The sequence below is a fragment of the Nocardia sp. NPDC127606 genome, assembly GCF_042671725.1.
Classification (GTDB): domain Bacteria; phylum Actinomycetota; class Actinomycetes; order Mycobacteriales; family Mycobacteriaceae; genus Nocardia.
Genome location: NZ_JBHXWQ010000001.1, coordinates 2,251,130 through 2,273,731 on the forward strand (window position 1 = coordinate 2,251,130; position 22,602 = coordinate 2,273,731).

Consider the following 22,602-nt stretch of genomic DNA (forward strand, 5'->3'; position numbering starts at 1 on the left):
TGTGCGACGTGCAATTCTGTTCGCACACAAGGAGTTTCCGTGGCGTCCTCTCTGACGAAACGCCTGGCCGCGCTCTTCGGCGCGTCCTGCGCAGCCCTACTACTCGCGGTACCGGCGGCGGCACCCGGTTCCGCCGACAATGCGGTTCTCGAAAGTCCAGCCACCGGATGTTCGACAGCGCCGGTCCCCGACAATGTCCCGTTCGACGGCCGGTATTACCGCGTCCACGTACCCGTCGGGGTATCCGCCGGTGCGCCGCTGGTAGTCGCCATCCACGGTGGCTACGACCGGCCCGAAGGAATCGAGGCGGTGTCGGGCTGGAACGCCCTCGCCGATCAGCACAAGTTCATCGTGGTCTACCCGCGTGGGATCAAGACCGAGAACAAGCCGGACGGCACTCCCGGTTGGGGCTGGAACGCCGACGCGGCCGACGTCACCCATATCAAGAAGGTCGTGACCGAGGTCAGCACGAAATACTGTGCGGCGCCGAACCGCGTCCATCTGACCGGTCATTCCAACGGTGGTCAGATGGCCTCACGCGCGGCCTGCACCGCGCCCGAGGTCTTCGCGTCGGGTGCGGTGTACGCACCGGCGCCACCACCGACCGGGTGCGATCCCGCGCGCGCGGTCGCGTGGGGCGTGTTCGCCTCGGCGAACGACACCACCGTCATCGAGCCCATCGCCTACAGCCACGTCATGTACTGGAGCTGGGAAAACCGTCCGTGCCAGAACGAGCAGCCCGGCGGCGGCACCGACGTCAAGGACTCCAGGCACTGGGACTGCGCGTCCGGCACCGAAGTGCTGTGGCGGGTCTACAACGGCGGCAGCCATTCCTGGCCGACGGGCGCCCGGCGCACCGAGATGCTGAACCGGATGTGGCAGTTGTTCCAGGCCAACCCGCGCCCGTAGCGACCTCGACGGAGGGGCTGGCCGCCGCGCCGCGGCTCAGCCGGCCAGTCCCTCCGGATCGACCAGCAACCGCTTGAGCACCTTGCCGGTCTCCCCGCGCGGCAGCGCGTTGAGGAAGGTGACGTCGCGCGGAACGGAGAAGCGGCTGAGGCGATTCCGGACGTAGGTGCGCACCATCTCCGGGTCGAGCCCGGAGCCTTCGTGCTTGACGAGGAACGCGGCCAGACGCTGGCCGAATTCGTGATCCGGCACGCCGACCACCGCGACATCGGTGACCTGCGGCAGGTGCGCCAGCGCCTCCTCCACCGGGCGCGGGAAGACGTTCTCACCACCCGAGATGATCATCTCGTCGTCGCGGCCCGCCACGAACAGTCTGCCCTCGGCGTCGAGGTAGCCGAGGTCGCCGGTGTCCATCATGCCGTCGGATTCCTCGGGCGGGGAGTCGCTGACATAGCCGTCGAACAGCATGTGGTTGCCGACGAAGATCCGCCCCACCACGCCGACCGGCACTGCCCTGTGCTCGGCGTCGAGGATGGCGATCTTGGTGCCCAGCGGCGGGCGTCCGGCCGTGGTGGGTGCGGCGCGCAGGTCGTCGGGCCCGGCCACGCTGGCCCAGGAGACCTCCGTGGACCCGTAGAGGTTGTAGAGGACGTCGCCGTAGTCGTCGAGGAAGCGGTCGACGGTGACCGCCGCGAGCGGTGCGCCGCAGCTGATCACATGCCGCAGGCTGCTCAGGTCGTACCGCTGTCGCACCTGCTCGGGCAGGTCGACCAGACGTTGCACCATCGTGGGCACCGCGATGAGCGTGTGTACGCCGTGTTCGGCGACGCGGCGCAGGCATTCCTCGGCGTCGAAGCCCTGGGTCAGCACCACCGTGGCCCGCACCGCGGTGCTCAATTGCAGCGCCGAGAGCCCCCAGGTGTGAAACAGCGGCGCGGGGATCATCATGGTGCTGCCCGCGTGGATCGGGATCAGCGACAGCAGCGCGACCAACGTGTCGAAACCCTTCGGGTGCGGACGCCGCGCTCCCTTCGGGGTGCCGCTGGTGCCCGAGGTGAGCACGATCTGGCGTCCCGGCACCGTCGGGACGGGGAACTTCGTGTGGCGGACCGCGATGAGGTCTTCGATCGTGATCCGGGTCGGGTCGGCGGGCGCGTCGTCGGTGAAGAAGCGCGGCAGATCGGTGTGCAGGTACTGCACCAGATGGGCCAGATCGGTGTCGACGAACAACGCCGACAGCCGGTGCCGCTGCACGATGTCCTCGATCCGCCGCCCCGACAGTCCCGAGTTCAACAGCGCGACGTCGACGCCGAGCTTGCCCGCCGCGACCATGGATTCGACCATGCCGCAATGGTTTCCGGCCAGCAGCCCCACCGCGTCACCCGCGCGCAACCCGACCTCGTACATCGCGCCCGCCAACGCGGTGGTCCGCTTGTCGGTTTCGGCGAAGGTGGCGGTGCTGGTGTCGTCGATGAGCGCGACCTGGTCTGGGCTGTGCGCGGCGCCCGCGGCGTAGCCGCCCGCCAGATTGAATCCCCACCGGTACAGCGAGCGCAGCTGCCTGACCGAAGTCAGCGGCGGCGACACCTGACCCGACTGCACCCACCAGCGCACGATTTCGGACTTGCGCCGGATCGGTGCCCTGCTGCCATTGGCCACCACCGAGGTCCGTGCGCCACCCACGACGTCGGCCGCGCGCCGCAGCCCGTCCTTGACCCACCCGATGATCACCGCGTTCGTCACCCCCGCCAGCGTCGGGTGCAGCCGCGGCGCCGCGAAGACGGTCACGCTCACCCGGGTGCGCTGCTCGTCGCCGGTGAGCCGGACCATGGCGAAACTGCCCGATTCGGGATTGTGCAGTTCGAAACTCTCGTACCAGCGCCCGATGGTCAGCGCCAGCCCGGTACGCCGCACGCCCGCGGCCCGGTCTCCGATTCTGACCTCCCACACGGTGCTCCCGTCCGGCTGGAGCAGCCGATCGCAACCCCCGATCCCGGCCCACAGTCGCGGATAACTCTGCGGTTCGAGCAATACATCCCACAGGGCCCGGCGTGGGATAGAGAACTCCACGGACACATCGACGACATCACTCGGCATGGCTGCGCGCTTTCCTCAGCCCGGCCACGTTGCCGGGTAGTGCCTGCTCGCCTCGGCCCCCGTGCCGTGACGGTGCCCGTCGTCAGGCACTGCACCAGAAGTCATCCTCGGCCTGCCGGCCCGTGGGCAAACGAAATATCTACGGATTCTGGTCACCGAACGAACCGGATTACCCGGCAGCTGTGAGAGGTGCCAACGTGATGCCGCACGCACTCGTCGAGGTGTTCGCCGGAAGGACGGCACAATGGATGTCGATGAAACAGTGGCAGCGCGACCCCAGCTCCGATGACGGCCCGCTCGGCGACGGAGGCCACGTCGGCATCGATGACCTGCGGATCCTCAGGGAACAGTTCGTCGACTTCATGCTCGGCTACAAGTTCGCGATCGACGAGGTGACGACCAAGATCAACATCTTGCGCGAGGACTTCAACAACACCCACGAGTACAACCCCATCGAGCATGTGGGATCGCGGCTCAAGTCGCCCGAGAGTGTTCTCGAGAAGGTCCGTCGCAAGAACTACGCGATGAATCTGGCGGCGATCCGCGAGAACGTGCTCGATATCGCCGGGGTCAGGGTGGTGTGCAGCTTCATCTCCGATATCGGCACGATCCGGGACATGCTGGCCGGTCAGGAAGACATCACGGTCCTCGAAGAGCGCGACTACATCACCCACCGCAAGCCGAACGGCTACCAGAGCATGCACCTGATCGTGTCGATCCCGGTGTTCCGCTCCGACCGCACCGAACGGATTCCGGTCGAGATCCAGATCCGCACGATCGCGATGGACTTCTGGGCCAGCCTCGAACACAAGATCTACTACAAGTACCGCGGCGAGGTCCCGCCGAATCTGCGCACCGACCTGGCCCAGGCCGCCGAGGTCGCCACTCAGCTCGACGAGAAGATGGAAGCCCTGCACCGCCAGGTCGACCGCAGCGCTCCCCCGAAGACGAAGCCGACCACGGACTCACTGGACCTCAGCGTGCTGTACAACAGCCTCACCGGTGGGCACCCCGTCTACCTGCGCCCCAGCGATCCGCCGACCTGACACCACCGGCTTCCATATCGACCTCACAACCACTGCGACCGCACCGCATTTCCGGCGTCCGCGCCTCGGCGATTCCGCTACTGTCCGAGCAGATCCTCGGACACCATGGCGCGAAAGGAACCCGGTGGCGCTCTCCCGTCGACAGTTGATCGCCGCAGCCGCGGTCGGTGGCACCGCGGCCGCGCTCGGCATGCCCGTGAGCCGCGCCGAGGAGCAGGTGCTCAGCGCCGGTGAGTTCCAGTCGCTGGCCGCGCGCGGCTACAACCGGCGCTTCGTGGCTCGACCGGCGAAGATCTTCGTGCCGACCAGCGCCGAGGAGGTTCGTCGCACGGTGGCCGGGGCGGTGGCCGAGGACTCGCCGATCGCGGCGCGCTCGGGCGGGCATTGCTTCGATGATTTCGTCGACAACGACCGAACCCGTTCGATCATCGACCTCGGCCGGATGAACGCGGTGTTCTGGGATGAGCGACACCGCGCGTTCTCCGTCGACGCGGGCGCCGACATCGGCACCGTCTACAACGCCCTGCACCGCTGGGGGGTCACGGTGCCGGGTGGGATCTGTCTCGGCGTCGGGATGGGCGGTCATGTCTGCGGTGGTGGCTACGGTCCGTTGTCTCGGCGCTTCGGGCTCGTCGCCGATCACCTGGCCGGAGTAGAAGTCGTCACCGTCGACGCCGACGGCACGGCGAACGTCGTGGTCGCGACCGACGATGGTCCCGACCGCGATCTGTGGTGGGCGCACACCGGTGGTGGAGGCGGCAATTTCGGTGTGGTGACCCGGTTTCTGCTCCGATCGCCGGAATCCGACGGCTCGGACCCGGCACACGCGCTACCGAAGCCACCGGGCAGCATGCTGAGCGCGCGACTGATCCTGCCGATCACGACCGAGGATTCGTTCGTCCGGTTACTCACCAACTATCTCGGGTTCTTCGAACATCACAGCGCGCCCGGTAACGACTTCGCCGGTCTCTACGCGCCGCTGATGATCCACACGACCGGCACCGGCGCGGCTGAGATGCTCATCCTGTTCGATGCCGAAACCCCGCACGCGCGAACCCGTTTCGATGAATTCGTCGCCACGGTGAGCGACGGTGTTTTCCCGCCGTCCATTCTCACCCCACTCGCCCAGCTGTCCTACGCGGACACGGTGAACCAGGTGTATTACGCGAAGGGCGTGAACACCACGCGCGTCAAGGTGAAAGCCGCCTATCTGCGCACGGCGTACTCCCCCGACCAACTCCGCATCTTCTACCGCTACATCACCGATCTCCGTTTCCTCGGTGAGTCCCAGCTCGAATTCCTGCCGTTCGGCGGCGCGATCAATGCCGTCGCCGGCGACGCGACGGCGATGCCCGCCCGGGATTCGTTCATGAAAATGTTGATCCACGCGTCGTGGCGGCTGCCGTCCGACGACGACCGGTATGTGCGCTGGGCGCGCGAGATGTATCGCGACGTCCACGCCGAGACCGGTGGTGTTCCGGTGCCGAACGAGAACTACGGCGGCAGCTACATCAACTACCCGGACCCGGATCTGGCCGATGCCGAATGGAACACCTCCGGCCTGCCGTGGCACGTCTTCTACTACGGCGACAATTATCGGCGACTGCTTCGAGTCAAGGCAGCCGCGGATCCGAGAAATGTTTTCCAGCACGGACTTTCGATCGGTCGACGAGATTGAGGAAGGTCGACGGTCGGTCGAGGCGGCGCTCCCAGCCGGAATACATCGCGACGAATGCCCGCTCCGGGATGTCACCGTGGCGCGAACGCCAGCTGTCGATGTCGGCGACGGTCACCACTGCGTCGGCGTCGACGGCGGCTTTGGCGCTGATATCGATCACGACGAGCGGTGCGACGAGGTCGTCGACGGCGAGGGCCTCGGTGGTGGTGGCGCCGGGGATCCGGTGGGCGGGCGCGTCGAGGTGGGTTCCGGTGTGCTCCCAGTACCCGAGCGCGAACTGCCCGAACCCACCCGACTCGTGCCAGGCCACCGGGACCATGACCGGCACCGTCCTCGCCGGATTACCGGACGACGCTGCGGTCGCCGTCGTGTCGCTGAGTGTCCGTCGGCGCGAGGGCTCGGTGCAGGCCGGCGGGGCCGAGACCCCGCGACAGGCCGAGAATCATCGCGGCGCAACCGAGTCCGGAGAGCACGAGACCGGTGGCGAAGAGCGTGGGATATCCGGCCAGGTCGCCGACGATACCCGCGGCCATCCCGGCTACGCCTTGGACTACGACGATCGCGCAGGCGAGCAGGGTGTAGTCGCTGCCCGCGTGATCGGGTTCGGACGCGTCCATCATGAGCGCGAACACGGCGACAGTGGCGGCACCGCCGAAGATGTGCTCGGCGAGGCTTGCCGCGACGAGAAGGTCGAAGCCACCGAGGCCGAGGGAAGCGAACAGGTACAGCGCGATGCTCGCGGTCTGAGTGACACCGCCGATCAGCAGCGCCCGCCGACGGCCGTAGCGGTAGGCCAGCCAGCCGCCCATGGCCGCGCCCGCCAGCGCGCCCGCCGAGGACAGGACGCCTTTGATCAGCGCGATCTCACCGAGGTCGAGTCCGGCGTCGGACAGGAAGGGACCGGTGAGCGCCGCGGCCATCGAATCACCGAATTTGAAAGCGCCGATCAACGCGATGAAGGCGAGGATGCCGGGGCGACGCAATCGGGTCCACCAGGCGCCGAGTAACCGCGCGGGCTTCGGCGGCGGCAGCCGGTCCGCGACCGGCTCGCGCATCAGCCAGACCGGCACCGTGGTGAGCACGATCAACGCCGCCATGGCCAGGAACAGTGCCCGCCATCCTGCCAGCGCGAACAACCACAGCAGGGCGCCGCCGCCGACGATCATCCCGATGCGATAGGCACCGACCTGGATCCCGTTGCCCAGCCCACGCTCACGCGGACCGAGCAACCGCACAGCCACACCGTCGGTAGCCACGTCCTGGGTCGCCGACAGCAGGTTCACCACCACGATGCCCGCGAACAACCATCGCAGCGAGGACGACAGATCCAGGCAAGCCAGCACCAGCGCCACCGCGGCCGCCAGCAGTTGCAACACCAGCAGCCAGGTGCGCCGGGTGCCGTAGCGATCGACGTAGGGCGCCCAGAGGAACTTCAGCGCCCACGGCAGGAACAGCACGCCCGAGGCACTGATCGCCACCAGCGAATAACCCGATTCGCGCAACACCACCGGCAGCGCCTGGGTGAAGAAACCGAACGGAAGCCCTTGCGCGAAGTACAGCGACGACAACAGAACCAGCGTGCCTGCCGTGATCACACCCGGTCGGGTGGCGGTCCTCATGGGCACATCGTCGCAGAGAGTTCGCGCCTACACAGCGCACGGGCTCGGGGTGATCCGATCTCAGCGGGTGGGCTGTGGGCTGCGAATGTGTTCGAAGACCAAGCTTGTCTCGGTCGAGGCGAATTCGCGGGTCGCGCTGAGTTCCTGGGTGACGAACTCGCGCAAAGCGTCCGGTGAGGCCGCCGAGACCTGGATCAAGAAGTCGACCGTCCCGGCGAGGAAGTACACGTTCACCACACCCGGCAGTGCGGCGAGCTTGGTACTGAGTTCACCGATTCGCGCCCGCGCCGCCGGCTGGACCTGGACCGAGATCATCGCTTGCAGCGGCAGCCCCAGCGCCTCCGGGGCGATGTCGGTGTAGAAGCCGCGGATCGCACCGAGTTCGCGGAGCCTGCGTAGCCGCAGCGAACAGGTCGACGCGGCGATGCCCACCCGTGCCGCCAGCACGTTGTTGGGAACGCGCGCGTCCTCGGCGAGTTCGGCGAGCAGTTGACGGTCGATATCGTCGAGGTTCGACGGGGACCCCCGGAACGGCTGCACGGGGTGCGATCGGTGTTGCTCTCGCGACGTCATCACCGCAGGATACTCAGCTCGGGCGGCCAATTCCGCCGATTGTGCAGGTGTTATCGCTGGCAGCCGCGTTTATCGCTGATGCTCGTGTCAGAACCCGAACATCCTCGAGGAGTAACTTCCATGCGCATCGGTGTCCCCAAGGAAGTCAAGAACAACGAATTTCGTGTAGCGATCACGCCGATCGGCGTCCACGAACTGGTGTCGAACGGTCATCAGGTGACTATCGAGGCCGGGGCCGGAGTGGGATCGTCGATTCCCGACTCCGAATACCTCGCGGCCGGAGCACGGGTCCTCGCCGCGGCCGACGACGTCTGGGCCGGGGCGGAGCTGGTGTTGAAGGTCAAAGAACCTGTCGCCCAGGAGTATCACCGCTTGCGCGAAGGACTCGTCCTGTTCACCTATCTGCATCTGGCGGCAGATCGGCCGTTGACCGAACAGCTACTGGCGCACCGGGTTACGGCCATCGCCTATGAGACCGTGCAGCTGCCGTCCGGCGCGCTGCCGTTGCTGTATCCGATGTCGGAGGTCGCGGGCTGTCTGGCGCCGCAGGTCGGCGCGCACGCGCTGATGAAGCCCTACGGTGGTCGCGGGGTGCTGCTCGGCGGTGTCGGCGGTGTCGACCAGGCCAAGGTGGTCATCATCGGGGCAGGCGTCGCGGGCCAGAACGCGGCCAACATCGCCTTGGGTATGGGCGCGGACGTGACGCTGCTCGACACCGACCTCGACAAGTTGCGAATGTCGTTCTGGCGCTATAACAACCGCGTGCGCGGCTTGGCGTCGTCGAAGCTGGCGATCGCCGAGCAGGTCCGTGCGGCCGACATGGTGATCGGCGCTGTGCTGATCCCCGGCGCCGCCGCCCCGAAGCTGGTGAGCAACGACCTCGTCGCGCAGATGAAACCGGGTTCGGTGCTGGTCGATATCGCGGTCGACCAGGGCGGCTGCTTCGAAGACACCCACCCGACCACGCACGCGGAGCCGACGTATCCGGTTCACGAATCGACGTTCTATTGCGTGGCGAACATGCCGGGCTCGGTACCGCACACCTCGACCTACGCACTCACCAACGCCACCCTGCCCTATGTAGTGGCCTTGGCCGACAAGGGTTGGGAACGCGCCTGCGCCGAAGATCCCAGCCTCGCGCTCGGCTTGAACGCCCAGGCGGGCAACCTCACCAACGCTGCGGTCGCCGCGGCTCACGACCTGGGGGTCCACGCAGTAGTGTGAGTCGTTCACCTGCGGGGACAGGTGGCCGGACGGACGAAAGAACTGACTATCCATGCGCGACGAGCAACCGATCCTTTCTCCCGGCGAAACCTGCTGGCAGATCGCCGAGGCGGATCGGCTGGCATGCATCGTCGATGCGGCGGACTACTTCCGCCATGCGAAGTCGGCGATGCTGCAAGCCCGCAAGCGCATCGTGCTGATCGGCTGGGATTTCGACACCCGGATCAAGTTCGAACCACACGGGAAAACCCTCGACGGACCCGATCGGCTGGGCAAATTCCTGTCCTGGCTGCCGCGGCATCGACCGGACCTCGAGATCTATCTGCTGAAGTGGAATATCGGCGCGTTCACGGCGATGAGCCGGGGGATGACACCGATCTTCGTCGTCAACTGGCTCACCGACCGTCGGCTGCACTTCGAAATGGACGCCGCGCACCCGATCGGGTCGGCCCATCATCAAAAGATCGTGGTGATCGATGACCGACTCGCGTTCTGCGGCGGCATCGATATGACTGTCGATCGCTGGGACACCAGCGACCACCGCGACGACAACGGGTTCCGGACCGCGCCGAACGGCAACAGTTACGGTCCCTGGCACGATGCGACCACCGCCGTCGACGGGGACGCGGCGAAGGCCATCGGCGAGTTGGCTCGTGCCAGGTGGAAGGCGGCCACCGGCCGGGAGCTGGACCCGCTCGGCGAGATCGCCGGGGACACCCCGTGGCCGCAAGGCCTGGAGCCGACGATGCGGTCCGTCGATGTCGGTATCGCGCGGACTCTGCCCGAACTCGCCGACCGCGCCGAAGTTCGCGAGATCGAGGCGCTGTATCTGGCGGCGATCGCGGGCGCCACCAGATCGCTCTACATCGAAAGCCAGTACCTCGCCTCGCGCACTCTCGCGGAGGCGATCGCGGCCCGCCTGCGTGAACCGAACGGCCCGGAGGTCGTGCTGGTGCTCCCCCGCAACGCCGACGGCTGGCTCGAGCAACAGGCCATGGATGGAGCTCGCCGCCGCCTGCTGCACCTGCTGTGGAAGGCCGACACCGAGAATCGGTTCGCCGTGTACTACCCCGTCACCGCCGCCGGTGCGCCCATCTATGTCCATGCCAAGGTGTTGGTGATGGACGACCGTCTGCTGCGGGTGGGATCGTCGAATCTCAACAACCGTTCGATGGGATTCGACACCGAATGCGATCTGGCCGTCGAGGTCACCCCTGCCACCGCTGACGGTGAGCTTCTGCGCGAGACCATCCTCGGCATCCGACGCAAGCTGATCTGCGAACATCTCGACACCGAACCCGCGAAGTTCGACGCCACACTCGCCGAAACATCCTCGCTGGTGCGCACCGTCGAGGCACTGCGCGGCGACGGGCGGACCCTGCGGCGATTCGAACCGGCGACCGTCGAGAACGAGGACAGTCCCCTGGCCGAGAACGAGTTGATGGATCCCGAGCGAACCCCGACGAGACTGTGGGACAGCCTGTTTCCGGGCCGGGGTGTCCGCACCGACTGATTCCGGTTTCCCGACCGCGGGCTGTCCACGCGCGACCGTAGTCAGCGATCGAACGGATTCAGCGCGATGGCGATCGGCATTCCCGACCGCCACAGTGTCGCCGCCGTCGAGCGTGGGCGCACGCGCGCTTCGTCGCGCATCGCGGCGGCGAACTCGCTACCGAATCCGTCGCGGCCGTGGCGAGCATGGATCTCGGCGATCTGACGCGGATCCAGTTGGTGGGCCCGCAGCCCGACGACGTCCAGGTGCGCGGCGTCGTGCAGCAACCTCGCTTCGGCGCCGTCTTCGCGGGGAGTGCGCGGATCCATGTGCCGGGCGATGGCGGTATGGACGCACTGGCCCAGCTCGGCGGTAGCGCCTCGGTCGGTGACGAACGTGCGGGCCCGGTTGGCGCCGAGCAGGGCGAAACACCCCGTCGTCGCGTCGTCCGGCGCGCCCACCCCGACATCGTGCAGGACACACGCGAGGTAGAGCGCCTCGGGATCGGGCGCGAGATCGTCCAACTGCGCCAAGGCCGTACCGAATTCCCAGCAGCGCAGGCTGTGCGCGAGCAGCGCCGGGGTGAGCACTTCCGTGGCTTCTTCGAGCGCGGCGCGACACAGCCGCGAATCCGGTGGCACCGGGGCAGGCCACCCCGAAACACCGCTGCCGCGACGCAGCCCGCGAACGAGATGAGGCAGGGCCATGGTCTGCGCGCCCAATGCCGCACTCACAGTGCGGATCTGCTGCAGTCGGCCGAGCTCGCCGTCACGCTTCATCTGGGCCACCCACATGCGAAAGAAGATCGGCGCGGGCGATGCCGAGCATGACATCCAGGGTCGATCGGTCGACCATTCGTCGCTGGAACAACGCGTAGGCACCGTTCACCGCCGCCCACGAAACCATCACCAGCGCACGGGCTTCGACATCGGATCCCCCGCGACGCACTGCGGCGGCGAAGGATTCGACCAACCCGCCCAGCACACCGTCGATCTGAGTCTTGGCTTTCGCCGCCAGTTCGGATTCGCCGACATCGACGTCGGTCAGGGCCAGAATGCGCAGCGCGAGCGGGTTCTCCCGGTGGAACGTGACATAGCGGTCGAAGACGGCGGCCACTTCGTCGCGCGGGATCGACTCGTCGCCGGTCGGTGCGGACATCGCCTCCGCATGACGGGTCGCGATGCGCCACGCCAGCGCGGCGTACACGTCGGCCTTGCCCTCGCGGAAGTTGGCGTAGATCGAGCTGACCGCGACGTCCGCCTCACCGGCCAGCATGTCGATGGTGGTGCCGCGGTAGCCCTCTCGCGAGAACAGAGCTTGCGCGGCATCGAGAACGGCGGTGTGTGTCCGACGTTTTCGTCGGTCGGCCGGGGGTTCCAACGTCATACGAATTACCGTAGTCTCGTTCCGATATCGTAGTCAACTTCCGATAGGAGTTCCGATGATCACCTCTCCTCGCACCGGCAGCGAAGCCATGTCGCTGTTCCTGCCCCAATCCCCCTTCGTCCAGCACATGGGCATCGAACTCGTCGACATCGACGAAGGCCGGGCCCGCCTGCGCATGCCGTTCCGGGAAGAACTCGTCACGGTCGGCGACATGGTCCACGGCGGTGCCCTCGCGAGCTGCATCGACATCGGCATCATGGCCGCGTCCTGGGCCGGCGCCCGTCTCCCCGAGCAGTTGCGCGGCGTCACCGTCTCGATGTCGATCGACTTCATCCAGCCCGCCCGCGCCGAAAGCATCGACATCATCGGCACCCGCCTGCGCGCCGGCCGCCAGCTCAGCACCTGTCGGGTCGATATCGTCTCCACGGACGACGGGAGGCTGATCGCGGCGGGCGGCGGTACTTACAAAGTGGGGTGAATCGCTGTCCGGCCGGTCCTGGCCCCCGCTCGCTACCGGGACATGGTCGAGAGCCTGCCCGGCATCGCGACCAATCTGCAGCTCCACCGGGTTTCGGACGCCTCGCAGAGACCTGGCAGGCGATCGAGCAGCGGGTTTAGTCTCGAAGACATGGAGTTCCGCACCAGAGCGTGTCTCGTCGCGTCCGGCTTGGCCATCGGTCTGTTGTGCGGCTGTGCCACCAGCGAGCGGCCCGCGCAGCCACCCACCCGGACCGGCGGGTCCGGCGGCGACTCCACCGTCACCGAGGAGCTCGACGCCCCGTGGTCGATCGCCTTCCACGGCTCCACCGCACTGGTGAGCGAACGAGACACCGCCCGCATTCTCGAAATCGGTGCCGACGGAACACGATACGAAGTGGGAGTCGTCGATGATGTCGAGCCGTCCGGTGAGGGCGGCCTGCTCGGCATCGCGGTGCGCGAGGGACACCTGTTCGCCTATTACACCACCGCCGACGGCAATCGCATCGAACGATTCGACCTCACCGGACAGCCGGGCAAACTTGTCCTGGGCAGCGGCACAACGATTCTCACCGGCCTACCCGCGGCCGCCAATCACAACGGCGGCCGGATCGCCTTCGGACCCGACGGAATGCTGTACGCCACCGTCGGCGACGCGGGTAACCGCCCGACGGCCCAGGATCGCGCGTCACTCGGCGGAAAAATCCTGCGCATGACACCGGACGGGCGGGCACCTGCCGACAACCCCCTCCCGGGATCACTCGTCTACAGCTACGGCCACCGGAACCCGCAGGGCATCACCTGGGCCCCGGACGGGCGGATGTTCGCCAGCGAATTCGGCCAGAACACCTGGGACGAACTCAATCTCATCGAACCCGGCGGCAATTACGGGTGGCCCGAGGTGGAGGGCATCGCCGGGCGGGCCGGTTTCATCGACCCTGTTCAGCAGTGGAAACCGGCCGAGGCCAGCCCGAGCGGGATGACGACCATCGACGGGTTCGTCTACCTCGCGAACCTGCGCGGTGAGCGACTACGTCGAATCCCGCTCGACGACCTCGCCCACTCGACCGAGCTCCTCGTCGGCGAGTACGGGCGCCTGCGCGATGTCGCTGTCGCGCCGGACGGGTCGCTGTGGCTGCTGACGAACAACACCGACGGCCGCGGCGACCCAGCCGCCGGTGACGACCGCATCGTCCGCCTCGGACTCGACAACTGAATGCCGCCGACGAAACATCCTGTGCCGCAGGCGTTCACCGCTGTGGATGCAGCACCAGCACGGTGATCTCGCTCGGTGCGAACACCCGCATCGGCGGACCCCAGTAACCGGTGCCGCGGCTGGTGTAGAGCTGGGTGTTCGCGTGCCTGCTCAGTCCGGAGACGACCGGCTGATCGAGTCGGACCAGATAGTGGAACGGCCAGATCTGACCACCGTGAGTGTGCCCGGAGATCTGTAGTTCCACCCCGGCCGCGGCACTGTCGGTGACCTGTTTGGGCTGGTGAGCCAGCAGGACGACCGGCAGAGCGGGGTCGGTGCCCGCGAGCGCGGCGGGCAGGTCGGGACCGTGGCCGGGCACATCGGCGGTGGGGTCGTCGATACCGGCGACAACCAACCGGTCACCGTCACGGTCGATGGTTCGATGCGCGTTGTGCAGCGGCTGCCAGCCGATGCCGGCCATGTAGTCGATCCAGCTCTGGGCGTCGTCGAGGTACTCGTGATTGCCGGTGATGTAGAACCGGCCGAGCGGCGCCACCACGTCGGCGAGCGGGGCGACCTGATCGCGGCGCTTGTCCACCGAACCGTCGACGAGATCCCCCGCCAAACCCACGATGTCGGGCCGCTGCGCATTCACCACGTCGACGACTTCCCGCGACCATCCCTCCCGGTCGAGCGCGGCGAAGTGGGTATCGGTGAGCACCACGACGCGCAGCCCGTCGAGCCCGTCGGCCAAACCCGGAATCGCGACGTCGACGGTCCGAACCTGCGGCACCCGCCGCGCCTCGTACACCCCGTACCCCGTGAGCACCACCGACACCACCACCACACCCAGTGCCACTCCCTGGGTAACGCGCATCCCGGTGACCCCGGCAACGCGCAGCGCGCCCCGGACAACCGCCCCGATCACCGACCAGACGAACACCACCCACAACACCCCGAGCAGAACGTCACCCACAATCGCCGCCGGGTCGAACTGCGGCGGCCCGTGTCCGAAGAACATCGCGACGGGCAGACCCACGAAGCCGGCCACGCAGACCCCGGTCCCGACCCGATACCGCAACCCACTGCGTCCGGTCGGCGCGGCAACCAGCACCCACCACGGCACCGCGAACATCACCGCCACAACCAGCACGATCACCATCAGAAGTACAGCGGAGCTCACGAGGTCCCGTTCCACCCAGGGCCACCCCGTCCGGGCAGCACGCCACACCAGATCATTTCAGTTCAGGTCGTCGCATCAGACAACCCGGCCATCTGGACTCGTGAGGTGGTCGAGGATTTCCGCGATCTCGGTGGGGTGCAGGCGGATCCCCATGTGGCTGGTGTCGACCGTGTGGACGTCGAAGGGATTGTCCGGTGTGAGGGCGTCAGCCTCGGCGATCATCTTGTCCTGCATCTCGGGCGGGATCGCTCGGTCTCGGGACAGCCGTATATAGGTGCGTGGGATCTTCCCCCAGGTGGTGGCGTGAACCCGCGAATCGGCGGTCAGTACATGGGGGGAATCGGCCGGTTCCAGCAGGTTCAGGCAGGCGCGGAATTGCTCGTCGGTGGCGTCGGCCATCAGACCATTCTTGAGCGCCGCCAGCGTGTCCGGGTCAGCCGTACGCCAGTTGACCGGGACGGTGGCAATGTTGTGATGGCCGAGGGTTGCCAGATAGGCGGCCACACTGGGGAGTTCGACGCAGCACCAGGCGGAGATGTAGACGACGCGGGCCAGCGCATCGGGAATCGCGTTTCCGACAGCGCTGATCGTGGCGCCTCCGCCGCTGGTCCCCACAAGCACCACAGGCCCGAACACCGCAACTCTGCGAACGATGGCTTCGACGTGAGAAACGTTGTCCTGCAGTGTCACCGCAGCCGTCGGTGCCGGCAGTTCCGTGAGTGCGGCGAGGTCCTGCGGAGCCTGGTAGGACATCGGGAAGTAGGCGTCAGTCCCGTGGCCCGGCAGATCGACGGCGATCGCTCTGTGTCCACGCAATCCGAGTTCACGCAGGAGAGGCGTCCAGTATCCAGCGTTGCCGTGTGCGCCGTGCACGAACACGAATGTCGGTCGACCATCCCACTGACTCGGCAACTCGGCTCTCCTTCGGCGAACACGGCAGCCACCAACAGTAGCCGGACGTCTGGCGGGTCGAGAGCAGCATTCGGCCGCGATCCACAGCATGATGGGGGGATGGCCGAGATGGTGAATGTATGCGTGCCCTGCTGATTCTGATCGTGGTGCTGGCGATCGGGCTGGTTGTGGGCGATCGGGTCGCGGTTGTGGTGGCGCAGAACGAGATCGGGCGCCAGGTTGCCGCCGAGTACAACCTTCCGGAGCGACCGAATGTCGAGATCGCCGGGTTTCCGTTCCTGACCCAGGCGGTCGCCGGCACCTATCACGACATCGACATCCGGATCGGAGACTGGAGTGGACAGGACATTTCGGTCCATGACCTCGATGTGGCGCTGACCGATGTCTCCGCACCGCTGGGCGACCTGATCGACAACCGCACGTCCAATCTTGTCGCGGCTACGGCGACCGCGACCGCGGTGGTCCCCTACGACGTCGTGCAGGGTTTCGCGCCGGCGAGCGTGGAGTCGATCTCCGACAGTCCGCAGGGACTGCGTGCCACCGGGACGTTCTCGGTGGCGGGGATCTCGGTGCCCGCGACAGTTTTCGTCACCGTCGCACCGACCGACGCGGGCATCGAGGTCACCCCGGTCTCGGTCAAGGCCGCGGCGGGCGGGCCGACGATCTCGCTGGCATTGCTGCGCCAATCCCTGACCTTCGTCGTGCCGCTGCAAGCACTGCCGCTCGGTGCCCGCCTGACCGCCATCCAACCGGGCCCCGACGGTCTACACGCGACCGCCGTCGCCCACGACGTGCGTTTCGACGATCTTCCGTGACACTTCTCGGGCCGATGCCGATCCGGTATGTGTGGAGAACTTTTCAGAGTTCGAGAAGTCTGACGAGGTTGGTAGCCGCGTCATCGAGCGGCTGAAGAGATTTCTCGCTGCGACATCGAATGATCGCGCCTTCGATCGTGCTGATGATGACGCTACTGATCGACGCTGCCGCGGCGGATTCCCTGCCCGCAGACATCAGGAGATCGGCCAGTCGACGGGTCCAGTCGGCGAAAACAGTGGCCGAGGCCGCCTGCACGGTCGGCGAGTCGGTGCCGCTCTGCGCGGCAGCCACGATCGGGCAGCCCGCGGTGAACGACGACGTGTCGAGTACCCGCTTCCAGACTTCGACCAGTCCGACAACGACCTCCGCCGGTGACGACGATTCGGCGACCAGCGCGTCGATCGTCGCACTGACCTGCTGCCCGGCCCGCAGGGTCGCCTGCTCCATGAGTTCGCTCTTGCCGCCGGGAAAGTGGAGATATATCGAGCCTCGCGCGGTCTTGCTGTGCGCGAGCAGCTCGGTCAGCCCGGTCGCGGCGACTCCGTGTTCACGCATCATCAGAATCGCGCTGCGGATGAGGCGTTCTCGTGGTCCCGCCACTGTGTTCATCGGCAACCCTTCCGCAATAGACCGATCAGTTCATCGTACGGTATCGTCATCGACGATAGAACGATCGGTCTATCAAGAGAGAGGGCACGATGACCACCGCAACGCACAACCCTGAAACGCCGGATTTCGCCACCATGAGCGGGCTCGAACTGCTGCGCGCGGCGACCGCGATGCCCGATCGAGCCGGAATCGGCACGCTGCTCGGCATGACGGTCGAGGAACTCGAGTTCGGGCGGGTGTCGTTCAGCCTCGTCACGCGTCCCGATTTCGCCAACCCACTCGGCACCACCCACGGCGGTATCTGCGCGACCCTGCTGGACTCGGTGATGGGTTGCGCGATCCATTCCGCGCTGGATGCCGGAGTCGGATACGGCACGTTGGAGCTGAAGGTCAACTACATCCGATCCGTGCCGACCGACGGCCGCCGCCTCATCGGCACCGGCACGACGCTGCATGTCGGCCGCACCACCGCGACAGCCGAAGGCAAGGTGTTCGACGAGGCAGGCAAGCTCGTCGCCCACGCCACCACCACCTGCATCATTCATCGCTGACGTCACCCACGCCGAACCCCGACCACAAGCGTGATCGGGGCCGTACTCAGCGATCGCGTTGGGGCACTTCGGCATTTGGGTGTCGATCGGCGGCACGAAGAGGCGCGCCGACGTGGTGCAGGTGGGTCAGCGCCTCGCGGTACGAGGCGATCAGCCCGGTCTCGTGGTACGGCACGCCGATTTCGGCGCAGTAGTCGCGAACGATCACCTGGGCATGACGCAGGTTCGGCGTCGGCATGCTCGGGAACAGGTGATGTTCGATCTGATAGTTGAGCCCGCCGAGGGCGAAGTCGGTTACCACACCGCCACGCACATTGCGCGAGGTCAGGACCTGTCGACGGAGGTAGTCGGGCCGGTCGTCCCCGGTCAAGGTCGGCATGCCCTTGTGGTTGGGGGCGAAGATGCAGCCCATGTACAGGCCGAACAGTCCCTGGTGGACAGCGAGGAACACGAGCGCCTTGTCGGCGGGCAGGACCGCGAACAGTGCCGTCAGATAGAGGGCGAAGTGACCGAACAGCAGCGCGCCCTCCCATCCGCGGTGTTTGACCGAACGATTCGCGAGCGCGCGGACACCGGCCAGGTGCAGGTTGAGGCCCTCCAGCAACAGGAGGGGGAAGAACAGAAATGCCTGCGCCCGTCCGATGAGACGCGGCAGACCGCGGCTGGAACGTGCCTGCTGTTGTGACCAGACCAGGATGTCGGGCGCGACATCGGGGTCGAGTTCCTCGTGGTTCGGGTTGGCGTGATGGCGGGTGTGCTTGTCCTGCCACCAGCCGTAGCCGAGGCCGATGCCCGCGTTGCCCGCGATTCGTCCCACGAGCTCCGTGGGCTGTCGCAGCCGGAAGACTTGGCGGTGCGCGACATCGTGCATCACCAGCGCGACCTGCGCGAACGTCACGGCCATGAACGCCGCGACCAGCAAGGTCCACCACGAGTCGCCGACGAGGACGAACGCCGCCCAGCCGCCCGCGAACGCGATCCCGACGAGGCTCAGCCGCACCGCGTAGTAGACGGGGCGCCGGCGCATCAGCCCCGCATCGGAGATTCTGCGCAACAGCCGGGCGTAATCGCCGTCGGCGCCGCGCCGCGGCGAGCGTGGAGATGACTCGGGAACCAGAGCAGGTGTCGTCATCTCCCGAAGCTATCGACCGAATTCTCGTCGACCGTAATCCCTTGGTATGAGATCGAATCGGACTGCGGGGTGATATTCCGAACGCGACCGCGGGCCGGGGTGCCCGACCGGTGACCCACGAACGCCTCCGCGCCGCGCGAGCGGACTGCGCGGATTCGAGGGTTCAACCGTGACGCTCGCGGGTAAAGAAAGCTCGACACCGTTCGCGAATACCGGCGAACGGGACGTCCTGGCGGACGTTCACAGGGTGGAGAACAGCTTGCTGAAATTGATCGAGCTCATACGGAGACCGGCCCAGGCGACAATCCCGACCGAGCCCCCGACCGCGGCCGGGTCGCTGCGGGCGGGCGATGTCGTGCTCACGGCCAAGCGCAGCTACCGGGTGGTCAGCACGAGCTTCGCCGACGACGCGCGCCGCGCGGGCCGAGTGGTCGCCGACACCGTCGACCTGGTCACCGGACGCCTGCGCGTGCTCGACTTCCCGAGCGCCGACACGATGGTCACCGTCAAAACGGCATAGTCCGGTCAGACCGGCCGATGCCGGGCGTCGGTGGGGTACGGCTGTCGAGGAGTGGCGTAACCGCCGGTGGCAGGAACCCCTTCGTCGATCACGCCACGCTGCTCGACGCTACGCGCGCGTTCGGCGAACGCGATGTCTCTGGTGCTGAGCACCGACAGGCGGCCCAGCGAGCTCGCGGCGAAGAACAGGATCAGCGCGCCGAGTCCGTAGAAGAACGTCAGCTGCAACAGCGCGCGCTTCAGATCCGACGTGGCGACCGGTTCGCCGACGTCCCCGAGGCGCAGCAGGTCGGCCAGGAACGGCCCGATCACGAACCACGCACCCGCGGCCACCGACAACCAGCCACCGAAACTCGCGACCACCCGGTTCCTGCTCATCAGCATGAGCAGTCCACCGACGATCGCGACGGCGCCCGGCAGGACCTCTAACCAGCCGCGCGCCGAGGTCCAGACCCACGGCTCGTCGGGGGTGTACGCGAAATCGAAGTACGGCCCGACGAACGGGATTAGTGCGCCCCAGATGCCCAGGAGCAGCACCGCGAGCCCGCCCAGCGCGCCCCGGCTCCGCGGAATCCGCAATCGCCCGCCGGTCCCGGTCGACACTTTCTCGTCGTGATCCACCATGACGCCTCCGATCATCGACAACAGAAGTAGGAAGCGCTTACCCCGACCGGGACCGAATACGCACCGGCGCCGAAATCACCGCATCGTCTGTGGCAACAACTCCCCGATCAGGGCTTGCACGCGGGACTTGATCTCGTCGCGAATCGGGCGGACCGAATCGATACCCTTGCCCGCGGGGTCTTCCAGGACCCAATCGCGGTAGCTCACGCCGGGGTACCAAGGACAGGTGTCGCCGCAGCCCATGGTGATCACGACATCGGAGGTCTCCACCGCGTCGGAGGTCAGGATCTTCGGGGTCTGATCAGCGATATCGATGCCGAGTTCTGCCATCACGGCGACCGCGGACGGATTGATCGTTTCGGCGGGCGCGCTGCCTGCGGACCGGACCTCGATCGCGTCACCGGCGAGGTGGGCGAGGAATCCGGCGGCCATCTGGGAACGGCCCGCGTTGTGGACGCAGACGAACAACACGCTGGGCTTGGTAGTCATGGGGCAATGCCTTTCAGCTGGCCGAGGCCGACGAAGTGTGGGTGGTGGGCGCGAACCGTTTGCGCAAGGCCAGCGAGACATAGACCAAGCCGACGAGGACGGGGACCTCGATGAGCGGGCCGACGACCCCGGCGAGGGCTTGGCCGGAGGTGACGCCGTAGGTGGCGATCGCGACGGCGATGGCCAGTTCGAAGTTGTTGCCCGCGGCGGTGAACGCCAGCGTGGTGGTGCGTTCATAGCCGAGGCCGAGGGCCGCGCCCATGGCGTAGCCGCCGCCCCACATGATCGCGAAGTAGGCCAGCAGGGGGATCGCGATGCGGACGACGTCGAGCGGATGGGCGGTGATCTGGTCGCCTTGCAGCGCGAAGAGGATCACGATGGTGAACAGCAGCCCGTAGAGCGCCCACGGACCGATCCTGGGCAGGAATGTCGACTCGTACCAGTCACGGCCCTTGGCGCGTTCGCCGAGGCGGCGGGTGAGGAACCCGGCCAGTAGCGGGATGCCCAGGAAGATCAGCACCGATTTCGCGATCTGCCACGGGGAGACGTCGATGGTGGTTTGTTCGAGGCCGAGCCAGCCGGGCAGGACCGCGAGGTAGAACCAGCCGAGAACGGCGAACATGAAGACCTGGAAGACGGAGTTCAGCGCGACGAGGACGGCAGCGGCTTCGCGGTCGCCGCAGGCCAGGTCGTTCCAGATGATCACCATCGCGATGCAGCGCGCCAGGCCGACGATGATCAGGCCGGTGCGGTACTCGGGCAGGTCGGGCAGGAACAGCCAGGCCAGGGCGAACATCAGCGCGGGACCCAGCACCCAGTTCAGCACCAGCGAACTGATCAGCAGTTTGCGGTCGCCGGTGACGGAGTCGAGGCGGTCGTAGCGGACCTTCGCCAGTACCGGATACATCATGATCAGCAGCCCGATCGCGATCGGCAGCGAGATGCCGTCGATCTCCACGGCGCTCAATGCCTCGCCGAGGCCGGGAATCAGGTGTCCGAGCAGCAGTCCAGCGGCCATCGCGACGCCGATCCAGACCGGCAGGAACCGGTCCAGCGTCGAGAGTTTGCCCACGACGGCCGGGTGGTCGGTCGTGGTGCTCACGCGATCACCACCCCGGCCTCGGTCGCGAGCACGTCCGACAGCCGCGCCAGGGCGTGCGGGACGACCCGGTAGTACACCCAGGACGCGCGGCGTTCACTGGTGAGCAATCCGGCCTCGCGCAGCACCTTCAGGTGGTGGGAGATGGTCGGCTGGGTGACGTCGATACCGGTCGACAGGTCGCACACACATGCCTCACCGCCTGCTCGGGACGCGATCGCCGAGAGCAGCCGCAGCCGGACCGGGTCGGCGAGGGCCTTGAACAGCACGGCCAGCTCGGCAGCGGTCTCGCCGCTCATCGGTGGGCGGATGCGGGGTGTGGCCTCACACGAGGGTGAGGCCACACTCAGCGGCAGATCCTGATTCGACATATGTCGATATTGATCGATATCGAATCAAGAAAGCAAGCGAACATCGAGTGAACTCGCTCGCTCTCGGGTCGGGTCAGCCGCAGCAGCTCGCGCCGGAGGCGACGGCCTTCGACTTGGCGTCGGTACCGCAGCAGGCTCCCTCGGCGTCGGCTTCGGCGGCGGTTCCGCAGCAGACGTCGACCGCTTCGGCGTCGGCGAGGCCGAGTTCGGGTGCGGTGCCGAAGGTTTCGCTGTCGGCCAGCACTGTGTAGACCTCCCACCGCTCAGCACCCGGCCCGGTCACCCACACCTTGTCCTGGGTGGCGAAGCAACACGTGGTCGCGATCTGCTCCTCGGTGAACAGGCCCGCTTCGGAGAGTCGGGCGATCTCGCCGTGTACCTGTTCGGAGGAGTCGACCTCGACGCCGAGGTGGTTGATGGACCCGCCCTGACCCGCGTTCTCGATCAGTACGAGCTTGAGCGGGGGCTCGGCGATCGCGAAGTTGGCGTAGCCGGGCTTGCGCTTGGCGGGTTCGGTGTCGAACAGGGTGGAGTAGAACCGCACGGCGGTGTCGAGGTCGTCGACGTTGAGGGCCAGCTGGATACGAGACATGATCGAACC

General features: G+C 66.9%; 25 protein-coding genes. 10 read left to right on the forward strand and 15 right to left on the reverse strand.

Annotated elements, in window-relative coordinates; genetic code table 11:
* The first annotated feature begins 39 nt into the window (after positions 1-39).
* Entirely contained in the window at positions 40-909 is an 870-nt protein-coding gene (locus ACFVJ5_RS10535) for an alpha/beta hydrolase family esterase (protein ID WP_379219687.1), read from the forward strand.
* Positions 910-945: 36 nt separating this feature from the next.
* Here ACFVJ5_RS10535 and ACFVJ5_RS10540 read toward each other — a convergent pair whose 3' ends face one another.
* Complete coding sequence (locus ACFVJ5_RS10540; protein WP_379219688.1) at positions 946-3,006, reverse strand: AMP-binding protein; 2,061 nt, start codon at positions 3,004-3,006, stop codon at positions 946-948.
* A gap of 200 nt (positions 3,007-3,206) precedes the next feature.
* On the opposite strand from ACFVJ5_RS10540, the gene ACFVJ5_RS10545 reads away from it, so the two are divergent.
* Both ACFVJ5_RS10545 and ACFVJ5_RS10550 read left to right on the forward strand, forming a co-directional pair.
* Positions 3,207-4,052, forward strand: a complete 846-nt coding sequence (locus ACFVJ5_RS10545) for a GTP pyrophosphokinase family protein (RefSeq protein WP_379219689.1) — start codon at positions 3,207-3,209, stop codon at positions 4,050-4,052.
* Between the two features lie 124 nt (positions 4,053-4,176).
* Positions 4,177-5,730 carry an FAD-binding oxidoreductase gene (locus ACFVJ5_RS10550; RefSeq protein WP_379219690.1) on the forward strand — a complete coding sequence of 518 codons (1,554 nt, stop codon included), beginning with the start codon at positions 4,177-4,179 and terminating at the stop codon, positions 5,728-5,730.
* On the opposite strand, the gene ACFVJ5_RS10555 is transcribed toward ACFVJ5_RS10550, so the two are convergent.
* Genes ACFVJ5_RS10555 through ACFVJ5_RS10565 form a run of 3 tightly spaced genes read right to left on the reverse strand, consistent with a single transcriptional unit; the run spans position 5,666 to position 7,922 of the window.
* Entirely contained in the window at positions 5,666-6,049 is a 384-nt protein-coding gene (locus ACFVJ5_RS10555; protein WP_379219691.1) for a cyclase family protein, read from the reverse strand. The genes ACFVJ5_RS10550 and ACFVJ5_RS10555 overlap by 65 nt on opposite strands.
* Positions 6,050-6,071: 22 nt before the next feature.
* The gene (locus ACFVJ5_RS10560; RefSeq protein WP_379219692.1) at positions 6,072-7,349 is read right to left on the reverse strand and encodes an MFS transporter; all 1,278 of its coding nucleotides are present in this window, start codon (positions 7,347-7,349) and stop codon (positions 6,072-6,074) included.
* Between the two features lie 60 nt (positions 7,350-7,409).
* The gene (locus tag ACFVJ5_RS10565) at positions 7,410-7,922 is read right to left on the reverse strand and encodes an Lrp/AsnC family transcriptional regulator (protein ID WP_379219693.1); all 513 of its coding nucleotides are present in this window, start codon (positions 7,920-7,922) and stop codon (positions 7,410-7,412) included.
* Positions 7,923-8,042: 120 nt separating this feature from the next.
* Between ACFVJ5_RS10565 and ald the strand changes: the two genes are divergently transcribed.
* Together ald and ACFVJ5_RS10575 are read left to right on the forward strand one after the other, a co-directional pair.
* Positions 8,043-9,146 (forward strand): alanine dehydrogenase, encoded by a 1,104-nt coding sequence (gene ald / locus ACFVJ5_RS10570; protein ID WP_379219694.1) that lies wholly within the window; start codon positions 8,043-8,045, stop codon positions 9,144-9,146.
* A gap of 52 nt (positions 9,147-9,198) precedes the next feature.
* Positions 9,199-10,659 (forward strand): phospholipase D-like domain-containing protein, encoded by a 1,461-nt coding sequence (locus tag ACFVJ5_RS10575; protein ID WP_379219695.1) that lies wholly within the window; start codon positions 9,199-9,201, stop codon positions 10,657-10,659.
* A gap of 41 nt (positions 10,660-10,700) precedes the next feature.
* Here ACFVJ5_RS10575 and ACFVJ5_RS10580 read toward each other — a convergent pair whose 3' ends face one another.
* Together ACFVJ5_RS10580 and ACFVJ5_RS10585 are read right to left on the reverse strand one after the other, a co-directional pair.
* On the reverse strand, positions 10,701-11,417 hold the full coding sequence (locus ACFVJ5_RS10580) for an HD domain-containing protein (protein ID WP_379219696.1): 717 nt from the start codon (positions 11,415-11,417) through the stop codon (positions 10,701-10,703).
* Positions 11,407-12,024: a TetR/AcrR family transcriptional regulator gene (locus ACFVJ5_RS10585; protein WP_379219697.1), complete on the reverse strand. Its 618-nt coding sequence runs from the start codon at positions 12,022-12,024 to the stop codon at positions 11,407-11,409. Before ACFVJ5_RS10585 ends, ACFVJ5_RS10580 begins: the two co-directional genes overlap by 11 nt.
* Before the next feature lie 55 nt (positions 12,025-12,079).
* On the opposite strand from ACFVJ5_RS10585, the gene ACFVJ5_RS10590 reads away from it, so the two are divergent.
* Positions 12,080-12,502, forward strand: coding sequence for a PaaI family thioesterase (locus tag ACFVJ5_RS10590; protein WP_379219698.1), 423 nt, complete (start codon positions 12,080-12,082; stop codon positions 12,500-12,502).
* Positions 12,503-12,652: 150 nt separating this feature from the next.
* Positions 12,653-13,717 carry a PQQ-dependent sugar dehydrogenase gene (locus ACFVJ5_RS10595; protein WP_379219699.1) on the forward strand — a complete coding sequence of 355 codons (1,065 nt, stop codon included), beginning with the start codon at positions 12,653-12,655 and terminating at the stop codon, positions 13,715-13,717.
* Positions 13,718-13,751: 34 nt separating this feature from the next.
* On the opposite strand, the gene ACFVJ5_RS10600 is transcribed toward ACFVJ5_RS10595, so the two are convergent.
* Both ACFVJ5_RS10600 and ACFVJ5_RS10605 read right to left on the reverse strand, forming a co-directional pair.
* Positions 13,752-14,894 (reverse strand): metallophosphoesterase, encoded by a 1,143-nt coding sequence (locus ACFVJ5_RS10600; RefSeq protein ID WP_379219700.1) that lies wholly within the window; start codon positions 14,892-14,894, stop codon positions 13,752-13,754.
* 60 nt (positions 14,895-14,954) lie between these two features.
* Positions 14,955-15,791 carry an alpha/beta fold hydrolase gene (locus tag ACFVJ5_RS10605; RefSeq protein WP_379219701.1) on the reverse strand — a complete coding sequence of 279 codons (837 nt, stop codon included), beginning with the start codon at positions 15,789-15,791 and terminating at the stop codon, positions 14,955-14,957.
* A 119-nt stretch (positions 15,792-15,910) separates the two neighbouring features.
* On the opposite strand from ACFVJ5_RS10605, the gene ACFVJ5_RS10610 reads away from it, so the two are divergent.
* Positions 15,911-16,606 (forward strand): DUF2993 domain-containing protein, encoded by a 696-nt coding sequence (locus ACFVJ5_RS10610; RefSeq protein WP_379219702.1) that lies wholly within the window; start codon positions 15,911-15,913, stop codon positions 16,604-16,606.
* Positions 16,607-16,649: 43 nt separating this feature from the next.
* Here ACFVJ5_RS10610 and ACFVJ5_RS10615 read toward each other — a convergent pair whose 3' ends face one another.
* On the reverse strand, positions 16,650-17,216 hold the full coding sequence (locus ACFVJ5_RS10615; RefSeq protein WP_379219703.1) for a TetR/AcrR family transcriptional regulator: 567 nt from the start codon (positions 17,214-17,216) through the stop codon (positions 16,650-16,652).
* A gap of 89 nt (positions 17,217-17,305) precedes the next feature.
* On the opposite strand from ACFVJ5_RS10615, the gene ACFVJ5_RS10620 reads away from it, so the two are divergent.
* Entirely contained in the window at positions 17,306-17,767 is a 462-nt protein-coding gene (locus ACFVJ5_RS10620) for a PaaI family thioesterase (protein WP_379219704.1), read from the forward strand.
* 46 nt (positions 17,768-17,813) lie between these two features.
* Here ACFVJ5_RS10620 and ACFVJ5_RS10625 read toward each other — a convergent pair whose 3' ends face one another.
* Positions 17,814-18,899 (reverse strand): fatty acid desaturase family protein, encoded by a 1,086-nt coding sequence (locus ACFVJ5_RS10625; RefSeq protein ID WP_379219705.1) that lies wholly within the window; start codon positions 18,897-18,899, stop codon positions 17,814-17,816.
* Between the two features lie 259 nt (positions 18,900-19,158).
* Between ACFVJ5_RS10625 and ACFVJ5_RS10630 the strand changes: the two genes are divergently transcribed.
* Entirely contained in the window at positions 19,159-19,419 is a 261-nt protein-coding gene (locus tag ACFVJ5_RS10630) for a hypothetical protein (RefSeq protein WP_379219706.1), read from the forward strand.
* Positions 19,420-19,424: 5 nt separating this feature from the next.
* On the opposite strand, the gene ACFVJ5_RS10635 is transcribed toward ACFVJ5_RS10630, so the two are convergent.
* The 5 genes from ACFVJ5_RS10635 to ACFVJ5_RS10655 form a co-directional block, all read right to left on the reverse strand.
* Positions 19,425-20,042, reverse strand: a complete 618-nt coding sequence (locus ACFVJ5_RS10635; RefSeq protein ID WP_379219707.1) for a hypothetical protein — start codon at positions 20,040-20,042, stop codon at positions 19,425-19,427.
* A 75-nt stretch (positions 20,043-20,117) separates the two neighbouring features.
* A complete protein-coding gene (locus ACFVJ5_RS10640; protein WP_379219708.1) occupies positions 20,118-20,531 on the reverse strand; it encodes an arsenate reductase ArsC in 414 nt (137 codons plus the stop codon).
* Positions 20,532-20,544: 13 nt separating this feature from the next.
* Positions 20,545-21,633 (reverse strand): ACR3 family arsenite efflux transporter, encoded by a 1,089-nt coding sequence (gene arsB, locus ACFVJ5_RS10645; protein WP_379219709.1) that lies wholly within the window; start codon positions 21,631-21,633, stop codon positions 20,545-20,547.
* Positions 21,630-22,001: an ArsR/SmtB family transcription factor gene (locus ACFVJ5_RS10650; RefSeq protein WP_379219710.1), complete on the reverse strand. Its 372-nt coding sequence runs from the start codon at positions 21,999-22,001 to the stop codon at positions 21,630-21,632. Before ACFVJ5_RS10650 ends, arsB begins: the two co-directional genes overlap by 4 nt.
* Positions 22,002-22,074: 73 nt before the next feature.
* The gene (locus tag ACFVJ5_RS10655; RefSeq protein ID WP_379219711.1) at positions 22,075-22,593 is read right to left on the reverse strand and encodes an ArsI/CadI family heavy metal resistance metalloenzyme; all 519 of its coding nucleotides are present in this window, start codon (positions 22,591-22,593) and stop codon (positions 22,075-22,077) included.
* Positions 22,594-22,602 lie beyond the last annotated feature (9 nt).

Coding starts and splice junctions, on each gene's coding strand:
- ACFVJ5_RS10540 (WP_379219688.1), bottom strand. CDS start 3,006: ATGCCGAGTGATGTCGTCGATGTGTCCGTGGAGTTCTCTATCCCACGC.
- ACFVJ5_RS10545 (WP_379219689.1), top strand. CDS start 3,207: ATGCCGCACGCACTCGTCGAGGTGTTCGCCGGAAGGACGGCACAATGG.
- ACFVJ5_RS10555 (WP_379219691.1), bottom strand. CDS start 6,049: ATGGTCCCGGTGGCCTGGCACGAGTCGGGTGGGTTCGGGCAGTTCGCG.
- ACFVJ5_RS10560 (WP_379219692.1), bottom strand. CDS start 7,349: ATGAGGACCGCCACCCGACCGGGTGTGATCACGGCAGGCACGCTGGTT.
- ACFVJ5_RS10565 (WP_379219693.1), bottom strand. CDS start 7,922: ATGACGTCGCGAGAGCAACACCGATCGCACCCCGTGCAGCCGTTCCGG.
- ald (WP_379219694.1), top strand. CDS start 8,043: ATGCGCATCGGTGTCCCCAAGGAAGTCAAGAACAACGAATTTCGTGTA.
- ACFVJ5_RS10575 (WP_379219695.1), top strand. CDS start 9,199: ATGCGCGACGAGCAACCGATCCTTTCTCCCGGCGAAACCTGCTGGCAG.
- ACFVJ5_RS10580 (WP_379219696.1), bottom strand. CDS start 11,417: ATGAAGCGTGACGGCGAGCTCGGCCGACTGCAGCAGATCCGCACTGTG.
- ACFVJ5_RS10585 (WP_379219697.1), bottom strand. CDS start 12,024: ATGACGTTGGAACCCCCGGCCGACCGACGAAAACGTCGGACACACACC.
- ACFVJ5_RS10590 (WP_379219698.1), top strand. CDS start 12,080: ATGATCACCTCTCCTCGCACCGGCAGCGAAGCCATGTCGCTGTTCCTG.
- ACFVJ5_RS10595 (WP_379219699.1), top strand. CDS start 12,653: ATGGAGTTCCGCACCAGAGCGTGTCTCGTCGCGTCCGGCTTGGCCATC.
- ACFVJ5_RS10610 (WP_379219702.1), top strand. CDS start 15,911: ATGCGTGCCCTGCTGATTCTGATCGTGGTGCTGGCGATCGGGCTGGTT.
- ACFVJ5_RS10615 (WP_379219703.1), bottom strand. CDS start 17,216: ATGAACACAGTGGCGGGACCACGAGAACGCCTCATCCGCAGCGCGATT.
- ACFVJ5_RS10620 (WP_379219704.1), top strand. CDS start 17,306: ATGACCACCGCAACGCACAACCCTGAAACGCCGGATTTCGCCACCATG.
- ACFVJ5_RS10625 (WP_379219705.1), bottom strand. CDS start 18,899: ATGACGACACCTGCTCTGGTTCCCGAGTCATCTCCACGCTCGCCGCGG.
- ACFVJ5_RS10635 (WP_379219707.1), bottom strand. CDS start 20,042: ATGGTGGATCACGACGAGAAAGTGTCGACCGGGACCGGCGGGCGATTG.
- ACFVJ5_RS10640 (WP_379219708.1), bottom strand. CDS start 20,531: ATGACTACCAAGCCCAGCGTGTTGTTCGTCTGCGTCCACAACGCGGGC.
- ACFVJ5_RS10650 (WP_379219710.1), bottom strand. CDS start 22,001: ATGTCGAATCAGGATCTGCCGCTGAGTGTGGCCTCACCCTCGTGTGAG.
- ACFVJ5_RS10655 (WP_379219711.1), bottom strand. CDS start 22,593: ATGTCTCGTATCCAGCTGGCCCTCAACGTCGACGACCTCGACACCGCC.